At 72.9% G+C, this 14349-nt stretch carries 13 protein-coding genes; 5 read left to right on the top strand and 8 right to left on the bottom strand.

Translation table 11 applies throughout. The features are described from left to right. The first annotated feature begins 8 nt into the window (after positions 1 to 8). Both ACTEI_RS25490 and ACTEI_RS25485 read left to right on the top strand, forming a co-directional pair. Positions 9 to 1586 (top strand): GMC family oxidoreductase, encoded by a 1578-nt coding sequence (locus tag ACTEI_RS25490; protein ID WP_122979975.1) that lies wholly within the window; start codon positions 9 to 11, stop codon positions 1584 to 1586. A 19-nt stretch (positions 1587 to 1605) separates the two neighbouring features. After that, positions 1606 to 2787, top strand: a complete 1182-nt coding sequence (locus tag ACTEI_RS25485) for an acyl-CoA dehydrogenase family protein (RefSeq protein ID WP_122979974.1) — start codon at positions 1606 to 1608, stop codon at positions 2785 to 2787. A gap of 53 nt (positions 2788 to 2840) precedes the next feature. Here ACTEI_RS25485 and ACTEI_RS25480 read toward each other — a convergent pair whose 3' ends face one another. The 4 genes from ACTEI_RS25480 to ACTEI_RS37365 form a co-directional block, all read right to left on the bottom strand. Beyond that, complete coding sequence (locus ACTEI_RS25480; RefSeq protein ID WP_122979973.1) at positions 2841 to 4001, bottom strand: epoxide hydrolase family protein; 1161 nt, start codon at positions 3999 to 4001, stop codon at positions 2841 to 2843. An 83-nt stretch (positions 4002 to 4084) separates the two neighbouring features. Continuing rightward, complete coding sequence (gene tpx, locus ACTEI_RS25475; RefSeq protein ID WP_122979972.1) at positions 4085 to 4582, bottom strand: thiol peroxidase; 498 nt, start codon at positions 4580 to 4582, stop codon at positions 4085 to 4087. Beyond that, the gene (locus ACTEI_RS25470) at positions 4579 to 6201 is read right to left on the bottom strand and encodes an acyltransferase family protein (RefSeq protein WP_122979971.1); all 1623 of its coding nucleotides are present in this window, start codon (positions 6199 to 6201) and stop codon (positions 4579 to 4581) included. Before ACTEI_RS25470 ends, tpx begins: the two co-directional genes overlap by 4 nt. 5 nt (positions 6202 to 6206) lie before the next feature. Then, positions 6207 to 6386: a hypothetical protein gene (locus tag ACTEI_RS37365; protein WP_145830935.1), complete on the bottom strand. Its 180-nt coding sequence runs from the start codon at positions 6384 to 6386 to the stop codon at positions 6207 to 6209. Positions 6387 to 6562: 176 nt separating this feature from the next. Between ACTEI_RS37365 and ACTEI_RS25465 the strand changes: the two genes are divergently transcribed. Continuing rightward, positions 6563 to 7969 (top strand): FAD-dependent oxidoreductase, encoded by a 1407-nt coding sequence (locus ACTEI_RS25465; RefSeq protein WP_122979970.1) that lies wholly within the window; start codon positions 6563 to 6565, stop codon positions 7967 to 7969. Here ACTEI_RS25465 and ACTEI_RS25460 read toward each other — a convergent pair. Genes ACTEI_RS25460 through ACTEI_RS25450 form a run of 3 tightly spaced genes read right to left on the bottom strand, consistent with a single transcriptional unit; the run spans position 7953 to position 11121 of the window. Next, complete coding sequence (locus tag ACTEI_RS25460) at positions 7953 to 8909, bottom strand: carboxymuconolactone decarboxylase family protein (RefSeq protein WP_122982407.1); 957 nt, start codon at positions 8907 to 8909, stop codon at positions 7953 to 7955. The genes ACTEI_RS25465 and ACTEI_RS25460 overlap by 17 nt on opposite strands. Before the next feature lie 5 nt (positions 8910 to 8914). Continuing rightward, on the bottom strand, positions 8915 to 10552 hold the full coding sequence (locus ACTEI_RS25455; protein ID WP_122979969.1) for an FAD-dependent oxidoreductase: 1638 nt from the start codon (positions 10550 to 10552) through the stop codon (positions 8915 to 8917). Further along, positions 10549 to 11121: a DUF5987 family protein gene (locus ACTEI_RS25450; protein WP_239082674.1), complete on the bottom strand. Its 573-nt coding sequence runs from the start codon at positions 11119 to 11121 to the stop codon at positions 10549 to 10551. Before ACTEI_RS25450 ends, ACTEI_RS25455 begins: the two co-directional genes overlap by 4 nt. Before the next feature lie 193 nt (positions 11122 to 11314). Here ACTEI_RS25450 and ACTEI_RS25445 point away from each other — a divergent pair, with 193 nt between their 5' ends. Continuing rightward, positions 11315 to 12301, top strand: coding sequence for a DUF1702 family protein (locus ACTEI_RS25445; RefSeq protein ID WP_122979968.1), 987 nt, complete (start codon positions 11315 to 11317; stop codon positions 12299 to 12301). A gap of 49 nt (positions 12302 to 12350) precedes the next feature. Here ACTEI_RS25445 and ACTEI_RS25440 read toward each other — a convergent pair whose 3' ends face one another. Continuing rightward, positions 12351 to 13151, bottom strand: a complete 801-nt coding sequence (locus tag ACTEI_RS25440) for a TIGR03084 family metal-binding protein (protein WP_122979967.1) — start codon at positions 13149 to 13151, stop codon at positions 12351 to 12353. Between the two features lie 209 nt (positions 13152 to 13360). Here ACTEI_RS25440 and ACTEI_RS25435 point away from each other — a divergent pair, with 209 nt between their 5' ends. After that, entirely contained in the window at positions 13361 to 14347 is a 987-nt protein-coding gene (locus ACTEI_RS25435; RefSeq protein ID WP_122979966.1) for a DUF1702 family protein, read from the top strand. The last annotated feature ends 2 nt before the right edge of the window (positions 14348 to 14349 follow it).

The raw sequence follows: 14349 nt of genomic DNA, 5'->3' as shown, positions 1-14349 counted from the left end.
GACCTCGCGTGTACGACTACATCATCGTCGGCGCCGGCTCGGCGGGCTGCGTGCTCGCCGCCCGGCTGTCCGAGGACCCCGGCGTCCGCGTCTGCCTCGTCGAAGCCGGCCCCGCCGACACCGCCGACAACATCCACGTCCCGGTCGCCTTCGGGCAACTGTTCCGCACCGAGCTCGACTGGGACTACGACACCCACGAGGAACCCGCCCTCGACCGCCGCCGCGTCTACCTGCCCCGCGGCCGGGTCCTCGGCGGCACCAGTTCCACCAACACCATGATCTACATCCGGGGTGCGCGCAACGACTTCGACGGCTGGCAGCAGCCCGGCTGGAGCTTCGACGAGATGCTGCCCTACTTCAAACGCTCGGAGGACAACGAGCGCGGCGCATCGGCGTACCACGGCACCGGCGGCCCGCTCGCGGTGTCCGACCCGCGCACCCGCAATCCCATGTCCACCGCCTTCGTCGAAGCCGCCGGCCAAGCCGGGTACGGCTTCAACGACGACTTCAACGGCCCGACCCAGGACGGCTTCGGCTTCTTCCAGCTCACCCAGCGCGACGGCCGGCGCGCCAGCACCGCCACCGCGTTCCTGCACCCCGCCGCCGACCGGCCCAACCTCACCGTGCTCACCCACGTGCGCGTGCACCGGGTGCTCATCGAGAACGGGCGGGCGGTCGGCGTCACCGGCACCCGCCTCGACGAGACGCTCACCCTGCACGCCGAGCGCGAGGTCATCGTGGCCGCCGGCGCGTACAACTCGCCGCAGCTGCTCATGCTCTCCGGCGTCGGCCCGGCGCCGCTGCTGAGCGGGTTCGGTGTGCCCGTGCTCGCCGACCTGCCCGAGGTGGGGCAGAACCTGCAGGACCACGCGCTGATCCCACTGGTCTACACCCATGCGCAGCCGATCAGCCTGATCGCCGCGGGCACCCCGGAGGACCTGGCGGAATTCACCCGGCACGGCCGCGGCCCGATGACCGCGAACGGACCGCAGGCCGGGGGCTTCGTGCGTACCTCCGAGGAGCTCTCCGATCCCGACGTGGAGTTTCTGGCCGCACCGGTGATGTTCGCCGACAGCGGCCTCGGCACCCCCACCCACCACGCGCTGTCGTTCGGGCCTTCGATGATCGCGCCGCGCAGCCGCGGCAGCGTGAGCCTCGCGCTGCCCGACCCCACCGCCAAACCCAGGATCGTGCACAACTACTTCACCGACGAGCGTGACCTCGACGACGCGGTCCACGCCACCCGCATCGCGCTGCGCATCGCCGGGCAGAAGGCGCTGGCCACCTTCACCGAGGGCCGTCACGCGCCCCCGGCCTCGGACTCCGACGACGACCTGCGCGCCTACGTCCGCCAGTACGCGCACTCCATCTACCACCCCGGCGGCACCTGTGCCATGGGCGCCGTCGTCGACGACCAGCTGCGCGTGTACGGCATCGACGGACTGCGCGTGGTCGACGCGTCGGTGCTGCCCACCATGATCCGCGGCAACCCGAACGCCCCGGTCATCGCCATCGCCGAGAAGGCCGCCGACCTCATCGCGGGCCGCACGCCGCTGCCCGTCGAAGCCGTCGCGGCCGTCCACTGAAGACCCGCTGGAGGACGATGTGACCAGCACGACCGTGTTATCGCGCGCGGACCTGGTCCGGCGCGCCGCCGACCTGGTGCCGCTGCTGCGCACCCACGCCCGCTGGAGCGAGCAGCACCGCCGCCTGCACGACGAGACGATCGAAGCACTGGCCGACGCCGGCGTGTTCCGGCTGCGCGTCCCGGCCCGCTTCGGCGGATACGAGGCCGACACCGCCACCCTGCACGACGTCCTCACCCAGCTCGGCCGCGGCGACGGCGCCGTGGCCTGGACCGCGTCGGTGTGGACCATCCCCGGCTGGATGGTCGGCATGTTCCCCGACGAGGTGCAGCAGGAGGTGTACGCCACCCCCGACGTGCGGGTGTGCGGGACGCTGAGCCCCACCGCGACCGGCACCCCCGTGCCCGGCGGCCTGAAACTCAACGGCCGGTGGGGGTTCATCAGCGGCGCGCTGCACAGCCACTGGCAGGAGGTCATCGCGATGGCCCCCACCCCGGACGGCGCCGGCCAGTGGCCCGTCGTCGCCCTGGTGCCCATCGGCGACCTGGAACTCGCCGACGACTGGGACACCGCCGGGTTGCGCGGCTCCGGCAGCGTCACCACCGTGGCCCGCGACGTGTTCGTCCCGCGGGAACGCATCGTGCCGCTACCCGCCGTGCTGGCCGGCCGGAGCGCGTCGGCGGCGAACACGGAGCTGGCGATGTACCGCAGCCCGCTGCTCGGCGTCGCCAACGCCTCGTCGATGGGCACGGTCATCGGGCTCGCCCAGGCCGCCCGGGAAACCTTCCTGGATCGCCTGCCCACCCGGAAGATCGCCTACACCGCGTACGAGCGGCAGGCCGACGCCTCGATCACCCACCTGCAGCTCGCCGACGCCACCCTCAAGATCGACGAGGCGCAGTTCCACGCCTCCCGGGTCACCGCCCTGGTCGACGAGGGCCGCGGCGGCGACGGGTGGACGCTGGAGGAGCGGGCCCGCTGCCGCGCCGACATGGGGGCGATCTGCCGGCTCGGCAAGGAGGCTGTCGACCTGCTCGCCCTGGCCAGCGGCGGCTCCTCGCTGAACCTGTCGAACCTCATGCAGCGCGTCGTGCGGGACGTGTACGCCGTCAACCTGCACGCCCTGATGGTTCCGTCGACCAACTTCGAGCTGTACGGCCGGGTGCTGTGCGGGCTGGAGCCGAACTCGCCGTACATCTGAGCTTCTCCCCGAAAGCGGCGTCCCCGGTCGGCTCGGCCGGGGACGCCGCTGTTTCAGTGAGCGCTCAACGCACGGGCGAAACGGCGTAGATCCTCGGCCAGCAGCGCCGGCTGTTCGAGGGCGGGGAAGTGGCCGCCGCGCTCGTGCTCGGTCCACTGCACGATGCCCGGCAACGCCTGCTGCGCCCAGCGCCGCAGGGGTTGCGACGGGTCGGCGGGGAACACCGACACGGCCGTCGGCACATCGATCGGCGGCGGGACGACCGGCTCACGGCTCACCGGCAGCATCGGCGCGCTCTCGGCGTACAACATCGCCGACGAGGCGGCCGTGCGGGTGAACCAGTACAGCGACACGTTGGTCAACAGCCGGTCGCGGTCGACCGCATCCGCGGGTGTCTTCGACCAGTCGGTCCACTCACCGAACTTCTCCGCGATCCACGCCAGCTGACCCAGCGGCGAGTCGCTCAGCGCGTACGCCGCCGTCACCGGCCGGGTCGCCTGCAGCCTCATGTAACCCGAGCCGTCGTCGACGAACCGGCCCAGCCGTTGAAGCCGCCGCATCTCGTCGGGTGTGAGCCCGTCCAGCTGCGCGGGGTCGGCCGGCGGGGCCGTGATGAGGAAGTTGATGTGTACCCCGAGCACGTGCTCGCGGTCGACCGCCCCCAGCGCGGTACTCACCCACGCACCGAAGTCGGTTCCCTGGGCCAGGTAGCGGTCATGGCCCAGCCGGCGCATCAGCTCCGCCCAGGCCGCGGCGGTGCGCGCCACACCCCACCCCGTGCCGGGGAGGGGGCTGGAGAACCCGAAACCCGGCAGCGACGGCACCACCACGTGGAACGCGTCGGCCGGGTCGCCGCCGTGCGCCGCCGGATCGGTCAGCGGGCCGATCAGGTCGAGATACTCCACGATCGAGCCGGGCCAGCCGTGCGTGAGGATGAGGGCGGGCGCGGCGGGATCCGCGGCGCGCACGTGCAGGAAATGCACCGGCAGCCCGTCGATCTCGGTACGGAACTGCGGGTAGGAGTTGAGTTCCGCCTCCGCCGCGCGCCAGTCGTAGCCGTCGCGCCAGTAGTCCGCCAGCTCCCGCAGCTGATCGGCGCGGATGCCGAGCCCTTCAGCGGCGCCGGGCACCGGCTCGGGCCAGCGGGCGCCGCGCAACCGCCGCCGCAGATCGTCGAGATCGTCATCGGGAATCTGGACACGAAACGGCTGCATGCCGCCACCTCCGGGATCTGCGCCTGCACGGTCGCCCCATCGTGTCCGGGACGACCGTGCCGCGGCATCTCCCTGCGTGCGGGCTAGATCCGGCTGACTGCGGCCAGCACCTCGTCGTAACCGGGGTGCTCGCCGATCTCGCCGACATACTGCGCGTACCGGATCACATCATCGGGGCCGAGCACGAACACCGCCCGTGCCAGCACCCGCAGCTCGGCCACCGCCACGCCGTACGCCTGGCCGAACGCCAGCTCACGATGGTCCGACAGGGTCCGCACGCCGTCGAGGCCGGACGTCGCGCACCAGCGCCGCTGCGCGAACGGCAGGTCCACCGACACGGTCAGCACGCTCACCCCGGTCAGCCGGGTCGCCTCCTCGTGGAAGCGCCGGGTCTGCTGGTCGCACACGTCGGTGTCCAGCGACGGCACCGACGAGATGATCCGGATCCCGGTCGCCGCCGACAGCAGGCGCACGGGCGTGAAGTCGTCGGCCAGCACGGTGCAATCCGGGGCGGGATCGCCGGCGCGTAGGCGGGGTCCCCGCAGCACGACCGGTCTACCGCGGAACGTGGTCGCTGTCATGATGCCGTGTCCTCCTCATCGTCGCGGGCGTGGTCGTCGGCGGCCGCGGCGAACGCGTCGGCGGTGCGCCGGAACAACTCGTCCATCCGTGCCAGGGCGTCGCTGATGCTCAGCTCCTCGCGCCCGTCATCGGTGATGTGCCGCCGCTCCAGCGGGGGCGGCGACCCGGTCAGCACCACCGTCGGCGCCGCGGTGTCCACCGCGGTGGAGTAGGCGTGGAACAGGGTCCACAGGCGCGCCAGGTCACCTGCCGGGGCACGCTCGTCGACCAGCCGCCGCCCAGGATGGTTCTCCAGATCGACGAGATTCGCCCGTACGGTGTCACGCCGGCGCTCCTCCGGCTTTCGGCCGGTGGCGCGTGTTCTCAGCATCCGGTCGACCCGGCGGGCCAAGGGTTCCTCGAGAAGGCGGTGGCTCAGCGTCGCCAGCAGCACCGCCCCGGCGACCGTGGCCAGCTCGAGACGCCAGAAACCGCTGAGGCCGTACAGTTCGCGGATCGGGCGGGCCGCGCCGGTGAGCACATTGCCCGGCTGCAGCACGAAGTGCATCACCGCGAAGTGCCACAGGTACACCCCGTACGACACCTTCCCGAGATGCGCCATCACCGGATTCGCCAGCGCCACCCGGGTGAAACGAGTCTCGCGGGCGCCCGGCGCCACCAGCGGCAGCGAGGCGAAGAAACCGAACATCGCCACCATCGCGTACGTCACCAGCAACCCGCTCACCGAGTAGATGGCGTCCATGCCGATCACGCTGAACGGGCGCGCGCAGTTGACGAGGTACACCACGCCCGCCGCCAGCCAGCACCACCCCGGGTGCGCCGCGGCGATCCGCAGCAGCCGCGGGGTGTCCGCGGGCGAGACCCGGGCCAGCGCCAGCAGCACCGCCAGCCCCATCCCGATGCCGATGGTCGGGGCGAAACCCTGCGGCCACCAGAACACCATCCGGTTGTCCCAGCCGTTGAGCTTCACCACCGCCAGCCACGCCACCCCGACCGCGATCAGGATGGGCACCGGCAGCAGCAACCGCCGGGCCCGCGCCGCCGCAGTGGCGCCACGGGAGGCGTACGGGCGCACCGCCCACGCGATCAGCGGCAGCACCAGATACCACTGCACCATGCTCGGCACGGTCCAGCTGACCTCCATGCCGTTGATGAAGTGCGGCGCGAACGGCGTGGGCGAGTAGATCTGCAGCAACAGCACCGGGCGCAGCACGTCCCACCACCCGTGCACGTCCTGCCGGTTCAACGCCACCAGCACCACCGCGTACATCAGCCAGTACGCCGGCAGCAGCCGCACCAGCCGGCGCACCAGCACCGGGCCCTGCGCCGGGCGCGGCGTACCGGCCACGATCGACCGTGCCACCGGCAGGTACAGGTACAGCGCCGGCAGCACGAAGAACACGCCGATGAACGAGGGCATCCCGCTGACCAGGAACCCGCCGATCGCGTTGCTCGGCGGGCGGTGCTCCCCGAACGCCCGGGTGCCCAGCAGGCCCGAGAACATGGCCACGTGCACGGTGGTCAGCGCGAGCGCCGCCCAGCCGCGGATGCCGTACACCGCCGGGTTGCGCGCCGGCGCCGGCGCGGGCGCCGCCGGCTGCAGGTCTGTGCTGCTCATCGTGCTCAGGCCAGGGCTGACTTGAGGAACGCCAGCGTGGCGCGCGCCTGCGGGGAGGCGGCGACGGTCAGCACCCGCTTGAGCTCCGGCGCGCGGTCGACCAGCCGGTCGCGCCAGACCCGAAGCTCCTCGGAGTTGATGCTGAACGTCGTGGTCCCGTCGGGGTTCTGGGTCACTTCAGGCACGGCGGATCTCCCTACACCGTCACGGTTGCGGTCAGTGACGAGACTCGCCTGTCCGGCGGCCCGCGAGCATCTCCCGGCGTGCGCAGCGGCCCGGTCAACAGGGCACGTTCGCAGACGCCGCCGTACGCCCGCTCTTGCTGTGATGGCCCGACGACTCCGAGAAAGGGGCTGCGACCATGACCAGACAAGCGGCAACCGGCAGCGCCGCACCACCGCACGCGGGGCACCGGGCGGTCGTGCTCGGCGCCAGCATCGCCGGCACCCTCGCCGCCCGGGTACTCACCGAGTCCTACGACGAGGTGGTGATGATCGACCGGGACCGGGTGCTCGGCGTCACCGCCCCGCGCCGTGGCGCACCCCACGCCGTGCACGCGCACGGGCTGCACGCCGGCGGCTATCGGCTGCTCGCCGAGCTGTTTCCCGGGCTGCTCGACGAGGCACGCGAGCTGCCGGGCCTGTCCATCCGGGACTTCGGGCTGATGCGCTGGTACTTCGACGGCCGCCCGATCAGCCGGGCGGAAACCGGGCTGCTGTCGATCGCCGGTTCGCGGCCGGTGCTGGAGAACCACCTGCGCTCCCGCGTCGCCGCACTGCCCGGGGTACAGGTCCGCGAGGAGACCGAACTGCTCGCCCTGACCGCCGACGCCGGCCGCGAGCGGATCACCGGGGTGAGGCTGCGCTCGGTGAGCGACGACCGGGCCTACCACCTCGACGCGGACCTCGTCGTCGACGCCACCGGGCGCGGCTCCCGGCTGCCGGTGTGGCTCGGCGAACTCGGCTACCCGCGACCGGCCGAGGAACGGATGCCGATCGGGCTGGCCTACACCACCCGTACGTTCCGGCGCCGGCCCGGCACGTTCGGCGGCCCCGAGGCGATCAACCCGGTCGCCTCCCCGGCACACCCGCGCGGCGCGTTCTTCGGCCAGGCCGCCACCGGCGACTGCCGGCTCTCGCTCACCGGCATCCTCGGCGACCGCCCGCCCACCGACCCGGACGCGTTCCTCGACTTCGCGCGCACCCTGCCGGTCGCCGACATCCACGACGCGATCAGCGACGCGGAACCGATCGGCGACGCCGCCTCGTTCACCTTCCCGGCCAGCGTGTGGCGCCACTATGAACGCCTCGACCGCTTCCCCGCCGGACTGGTGGTGCTCGGCGACGCCTTCGCCAGCTTCAACCCGGTGTACGGCCAAGGCATGACGGTCGCCGCCCGCCAGGCCGACGTGCTGCGCTGCCACCTGCGCCGCCACGCCGCCGTGCATCCCCGGCGGCTGCTGCGCGACATGGCCCGCGCGATGGCCGCGCCGTGGATCATCTCCACCCGCGGCGACCTCGACTTCGCCGGGGTGCCGGGCCCCCGCCCGGCGCGGGTGCGGCTGTTCAACGCCTACCAGCGGCGCGTGCAGTACGCGATGTCCCGCGACCCCGCGGTGACGCGCGCGTTCATGCACGTCACCGGGCTGGTCGACCCGCCCCGCGCACTGTGGCGCCCGAGCGTGGTGGCCCGGGTGCTGCGCCACGCCTGGCGGATGCCGGCCGCGCAGCCCCGGACCGAGGAGCGCAGCCTCACCGCGCGGCGGTGAGCAGCCTGCCCCAGCGGCGTGCGGCGGCCAGCGCCGCCCACGCCGTCGCCTCGATCAGCGCCGCATCGCCGTCCCGCTCCCGGCGGAACGCGGCGATGTCGGCCGCCGTCACCTGATACGACGCGAACGCGGTCAGCAGCAACAGTCGTCCGCTCGCGCGGCAGGACGCCGGCAGCTGCTCGGCGGCGGCCGCGCACGTGCGGCGCGCGTCGATCCCGGCCGGTGCGCCGGTCCAGTCCACCAGCCGCGCGGTCACCAGCTCGGCAACCGGCGCGGGCACGGCCTCCCGGGCCCGCGCCTCGACGGCCGCACAGGCGCGTGCCAGGGCGTCCGCGACGACGCCCGTACCGGCCCAGGCCAGATCCGCGGGTGGTTCCGCGACGCCCAGCAGATCCAGCGAGGCGCCCGGCGTGTGACTGCGCGCGCCGAGGTGTCCCAGCAACCGCTCGGCGCCCCGGGCCGCCGCCGGGCGGACACCCGCCGGCACGGCGGACAGCGGCGGATCACCGAGAAAGATGTTGACCATACGGTTGAGGTAGTGGAACGTCACCGCGACCGCGGTCCGCGAGAGGTCCGCCGGCCGCCCCTCGACCGGGTGGCGCCGCAGCCCGGTCAGCGTGGCGGTATGCACCTGCACGCAGTACGGGCACGCGTTCATCGCCGACACCGACGCCGCCACCGCCTCCTTGCCGGCCCGCGCCGACCGGTCGCCGGCCAGCAGGGTCTCCCGCAACAGCACCCAGGCCGCGGCAAGCACATCCGGGCTCGGCGCGTGCAGGCTCACCGGCGGCGCGAGCATCCCGAAATCCCGCTCGACCTGTGCGTACACCGCACGCACCCGGGGCGTGGCGGCCGCCGCCGGGACGGCCGCCACATAGCGCACCTGCTGCTGTGACACGCCCCGGGTCAGCCGGGCCAGCAGCCGCTCGGCTCCGAGCATCCGGGTCATCGCAGCCGCAGGACCGCGCGCCGGCCCGCCGTCGAGCCGTCCGGCGCCGGAGCGCCGTAGCTGACCGGTACGCCCCGCTGCCGCGCCGCCCGCACGATGGCCGGCATGGCCCGCTCCGCCAGCGCGGCGATGGTCAGCGCCGGGTTCACCGTCAGCGCCCCCGGCACCGCCGAGCCGTCGGTGACGAAGATGCCGGGATGGTCGCGCAGCTCGTGGTTGCCGTCCAATGCCGAGGTGCGCGGGTCGTCACCGATGCGGCAGGAGGCCAGCGGATGCACCGTGTACGCCCCGATCAGATCGTTGGTCCACGGCTCCACCCGGGCCAGCCCGTCGCGCTCCAGGATGTCCTTCACCTCCCGGTCCGACAGGTCCCAGCCGCGCTGCGTGTTGACGCTCGGCCGGTAGCGCAGCGGGCCGTGGCCCAGCATCTGCTGCGAGAACCGGCGCGCGTTGCCGGTCTCCGGCGGCGGGCCGAACACCCCCTCGTTGTCGTCCTCCGACATGGTGAAAATGGTCAGCCAGGAGCGCCAGTCACGCAGCATGTCCTTCTTGCGCGTGCCGAACCAGCGGGGCTGCGTCGCGCCGGGCGTCTGCGCCAGGATGGTGCCCAGGCCGGGCGGGAAGTACAGCTGCTCCAGGGAGAACCGCTCGAATTCCGGCAGCGAGGCGTCGAGCCGGTCCCAGTTCGCCACCGTCGGGCCCCGGCCGATCTGGTACGCCTCGTACGCCACCCCGTCACCGCGGTCGAGCCCCAGCACCTCGCGGACCCGCTCCTCGTCGAACACGGCGGTGTTGAGCCGCTCGCCGTTGCCCGAGAAGTACCGCCCCACCGCGTGCGGCATCGCCCCGAGTTCCGCCTCCGAGCGCTGCAGGATCGCCGGGGTGGCACCGGCGCCCGCGGCCACCACGACGATCTTCGCGTCGATCGTGCCCGCGTCATGCAGGATCCGGTAGTCCTCGTCGTCGACGATCCGGTAGTGCACCCGGTAGCCGCCGTCGCCGGTACGCGACAGCCGCTGCACCTCATGCAGGGGCCGGATCTGCGCGCCGTGCGCCAGCGCCGCGGGCAGATAGTTGAGCAGCAGCGAGCGCTTGGCGTCGAACCGGCAGCCGGCCATCATCCAGTTGCAGTTGGTGCAGCTGTCCACGTCGATCGCCGAGGGCACCGGGTTCGCCGTACGACCCGCGTGCGCGCACGCCGCCGCCCACAGGCCACCCGCGTACGGCACCTGCGACCAGCTCTGTCCGGTCACCGGCAACGCCTCGACCACCCGGTCGTACCACGGTTCCAGGCTGTCCCGGCTGATCGCCGCCGGCCACATCCGCCGCCCCAGACTGCCGTGCCGCTCGAAAACGAACCGCGGCGCGCGCGGCATGGTGGCGAAATAGACGACACTGCCGCCACCCACACAGTTGCCGCCCAGCACGCTCATCCCGTCGCCCACCACGAAATCGAAGGCCCGGGTGTACGACGAACCGAGCTTGAAGTCGTGCTCGAACTCCTCGGCGCTCAGCCACGGCCCGCGTTCCAGCACCACCACCCTGGCGCCACCGGCGGCCAGATGGTACGCGGCGATCGCCCCGCCGAACCCACTGCCGATGATCAGGACGTCGGTGCTCTCCACGGCGCTCATGCCGGACTCCCCGTGCTCGTCGTGCCGGGATGCAACGGCGCCAACGGACGCCGATAGCTGTATTGCGGAAACCGCCAGAGACCGTCGGCGCCCGGCGGCGTATAGCCCAGATGCCGCAACCCCGGATGCCCCTGCGCGAACGCGTCGGCCGTGGCCAGGTGCGCCGCACTGTCGAACGCCATGTTGCTGAACAACGCCAGCCCCACCCACAGCTGCTTCTCCGGGTGCTCCGGCGCGGTCAGCTCCAGCACCAGCGCCGTACGATCCTCGAAGCCCAGCGCCACGAACGCGGGCACCGCCGGATCCAGCTCGACACCGCGCCGGGCGGCGTACTCCTCGGCGTGCATGGTCAGGATGTCCGCGAGGCCGTCGAGGCTGTCCGACAGACCTCCGGCCGGCCAGCGCAGCAGTTCCAGCGCCCCCGCCGCCACCGCACCCGGCCCCGCGGCCGCGCCCGCCACCGCCCGATCATCCGGACCGCGCCGCTCACCGGGCACGATGGTGTCGGCGAACGCCTCGATGGTCTGCACGCGCGCCGGATCTTCCAGGACACTCTCCTCGCCGTTCACGGCACCTCCTCGTCTCGTGTGCCGCTCATCGTGCGTCCGGGCCGCAGCGCCGGACACCTTCGACGATGCGGTGACGCCGCGCCCGGCAGCCCGCACCGTGGCAGCGCACGCGCGAAGACGTGGCCCGCCCGCGGGCGCGGCGAGGATGAACCCGGCAGCCGGGGTCCGGCCGGCGCCCGGACAGGAGGACGTCATGGCCCACGTGCTGGGCGCTGTGCGCCGGCTCATGCTCGCCCCGCCGCTGGAGGAGGTGACCTTCGCCCGCCGCGGTTTTTCCGTCACCGCCTCCGCGCACACCCGCGCGCTGGAAGCCATCCCGCAGGCGGTGATCTGCGGCTTCGAATGGGGCATGGACACGCGCACGCAGTGGCAGTTGCAGCGCCGGCTCGACCTGGTCGACGCCGAGCACCGCGGCTTCGCCTACGAGGGCGCCACCATGGCGCTCACCATCCTCGACGCGATGGCCGCGGGCCGTGGACACCGGGCACGCGACCTGCTCGCCGGTCCGGGACGGCCGCACACCTTTCTGACCTATATCGGCGTCGGTTTCGCCATGGCCCGCCTGCCGCGTCCGCTGTGGCGCAAGGTGCTGCCCGATCTGAGCGGTGTGCCGTACTACCCGACGATGAGCTGGCTGGCCGTGGACGGCTACGGCTTCGACCGCGCCTACTTCCGTACCGACCGCTGGGTGGCCGAGCAGGAACGCCCGCGGCCGTACCCGTGGCTCGGCGACCGCGACTACTTCGCCCGCGCCTTCGACCAGGGCGTCGGGCGGGCGCTGTGGTTCGTGCACGGCGGTGACGCCATCGGCCTCGCCGCCACGATCGGCGGGTTCGCCCACGCCCGCCGCGCCGATCTGTGGAGCGGCGCCGGGCTGGCCGCCACGTTCGCCGGCGGCACCGACCGCGCCGGGTACGCCATGCTGCGCTCCCTGGCCTCGTCCTACCGCGGGGACGTCGCTCAGGGCGCGGTGTTCGCCGCCCGCGCCCGCACGCACGCCGGGTTCGTGCCCGAGCACACCGAGACCGCGATCCACATCCTCGCCGGGCTGTCCGCCGCCGGCGCCACGGATCTCGCCGATGCCAGCGCGGTGCCCGAATCCGCGAGCGGCACGCTGCCCGCGTACGAGCAGTGGCGCCGGCGGATCCGCGCCGCCGTGCCCGGCCTCGACCGGGTCTGAACCCCCGCGCGAAACGGCGCTTCCGGGAATCCGGAAGCGCCGTTTCGCGTCACCGCACGGCGGCGAACTGACCCGGCTGCCGGCCCTCACCGGCGGGACCCCGGTACGCCTGCGCGATGTCCAGCCAGTGCTGCGCCACGGCGCCCTCGGCCGTCACTGCCAGATCGTCGCGGTGCCGCCGCCGCGTGACCAGCAGACAGAAGTCCACGGCCGGTCCGCTCACCCGCTGCGCCGCATCCTGTGGCCCGAATGCCCACACCTGTTCGCCCGACGGCGCGGTGATCTCGAACCGGAACTCGGTGTCCGGCGTCGGCAAACCCCGCGCCTGGTAACCGAAATCCCACGTGCGTACGGCGAACCCGACCAGATGACGCATCCGATCGGTACGCACCGGCGTGACGCCCAGCGCGTCGGCGATGTCCTGGCCATGGCCGAACAACTCCATCAGCCCCGCACCGGCCAGCACCGCCGGCGGGATCGGGCGCACCAGCCACGGCAGCAGATCCCCGGGCGCCGCGGCGGCCAGCGCCTTGCCGGCCGTGGCGCGCTCGGTACGCCAGCGTTCCAGCGCGGCCGCGGGGGGCAGCTGCAGCAGCGGCGCCATCGCGGCGTGCACGTCGGCCGCGAACTCCCCGGACAGCCGGCTGACCAGCGCCCGGAACCGGTCCGGGTCGGCGGCCGCCAGCCCGGCCATCGTGAACACCGCGGTCAGGTGGGCGATCTGATGGCGTACGGTCCAGCCGGGCGCCGGCGTCGGCGTGTCCCAGCCGGCGTCATCGAGACCGGCCACCAGCCGGTCCACCTCGTCGCCCTCGCGGGCCAGATCCTCGAACACATCGGACGCGGTCACGGGCCGTCCTCTCGATAAGCGGGCGTGATAGCAGCAGCATCGGCCAGCCGTGAAGGCGCCGTCTTCTCCGCCGATGCGATCCGGCATCCGAAGAGGCAATGCCGCACGACGGAAGAACCGGCACCACCGCACCGTCGAAGTAGACGCCTCCACCACCCGGCGGCAGCATTTTTCCCATCGCATTACTTCGCCATTCTCACGGCGCGTCAATGATTATCCGGGGAGGACCCGTGCCCACCTTGTTACGTCGCCTGCGCCGCCGGATCCTCACACCGGACGTCTCCCAGACCCGTCTGAGCACCCGCGGATTCCACGAGAAGGACCACGCTTCCCGGCACCTTCTGGAAACCGTCGGCGAAACGTTCCTGTACGGATACGCGCGCATCGCCGAAGCCGCCACCCCCGCCGACGCGGTGACCGCCCTGGAGAACGTGCCGGCCCGTTTCCGCGGCTTCGCCTACGAGGGCGCCACCATGGCCTGCGCCGTGCTCGACGGGCTGCCGTTCGGCCGCACCGACAACGTTCGCCGGTTCCTGGCCGGTCCGGGCGACCCGCACGTCTACATGGCCTACGTCGGCGTCGGCTGGGCGATGGCCCGGCTGCCCCGGCTGCGCTGGTCCGCGCTGTATGCCCCCGACCCGGTGCTGCGCTGGCTGGTGCTCGACGGCTACGGCTTCCACCAAGCCTATTTCCGCACCCGCGACTACGTGCACGGTCAGCGCCGCGACACCGTCGTACCGTGGCGGCCCGACGCCGAGAACGCCTACGCCGGCAACGCCTTCGACCAGGGCATCGGCCGGGCGCTGTGGTTCGTCTGCGGCACCGACGCCGACCGGGTCGCCACCACCGTCGAAGGTTTCGCCCCGCAGCGGCGCGCCGACCTGTACAGCGGCGTCGGGCTGGCCGCCACCTACGCCGGTGGCGCCGACGCCGGCGAGCTGACCCGGCTGCTGCACCGCGCCGGTGAGCATCGCGCCGCGGTGTCGCAGGGCAGCGCGTTCGCCGCCTCCGCCCGGGTCCGCGCCGGCCTGGAGAACACGCACACCGACCTGGCCACCGGCGTCCTCTGCGCCATGACCGCCAAGGAGGCGGCCGAGCAGTGCGACCGTACCCGTCCGGCCGCCGGCGACGTCCCGGGCGTCGCCTACGAAACCTGGCGCTCCCGGCTCCGCGACGTGTTCGCCGTCGTGTCCTGACA

This window comes from Actinoplanes teichomyceticus ATCC 31121 (assembly GCF_003711105.1).
In the GTDB taxonomy this organism is placed as follows: Bacteria; Actinomycetota; Actinomycetes; order Mycobacteriales; family Micromonosporaceae; genus Actinoplanes; species Actinoplanes teichomyceticus.
This window is presented reverse-complemented; position numbering and strand designations above follow the sequence as displayed.

Excerpts from the sequence above, each read along its gene's own strand:
- ACTEI_RS25480 (WP_122979973.1), bottom strand. The coding sequence starts at position 4,001 with ATGCAGCCGTTTCGTGTCCAGATTCCCGATGACGATCTCGACGATCTG.
- tpx (WP_122979972.1), bottom strand. The coding sequence starts at position 4,582 with ATGACAGCGACCACGTTCCGCGGTAGACCGGTCGTGCTGCGGGGACCC.
- ACTEI_RS25470 (WP_122979971.1), bottom strand. The coding sequence starts at position 6,201 with ATGAGCAGCACAGACCTGCAGCCGGCGGCGCCCGCGCCGGCGCCGGCG.
- ACTEI_RS25465 (WP_122979970.1), top strand. The coding sequence starts at position 6,563 with ATGACCAGACAAGCGGCAACCGGCAGCGCCGCACCACCGCACGCGGGG.
- ACTEI_RS25460 (WP_122982407.1), bottom strand. The coding sequence starts at position 8,909 with ATGCTCGGAGCCGAGCGGCTGCTGGCCCGGCTGACCCGGGGCGTGTCA.
- ACTEI_RS25455 (WP_122979969.1), bottom strand. The coding sequence starts at position 10,552 with ATGAGCGCCGTGGAGAGCACCGACGTCCTGATCATCGGCAGTGGGTTC.
- ACTEI_RS25445 (WP_122979968.1), top strand. The coding sequence starts at position 11,315 with ATGGCCCACGTGCTGGGCGCTGTGCGCCGGCTCATGCTCGCCCCGCCG.
- ACTEI_RS25435 (WP_122979966.1), top strand. The coding sequence starts at position 13,361 with ATGATTATCCGGGGAGGACCCGTGCCCACCTTGTTACGTCGCCTGCGC.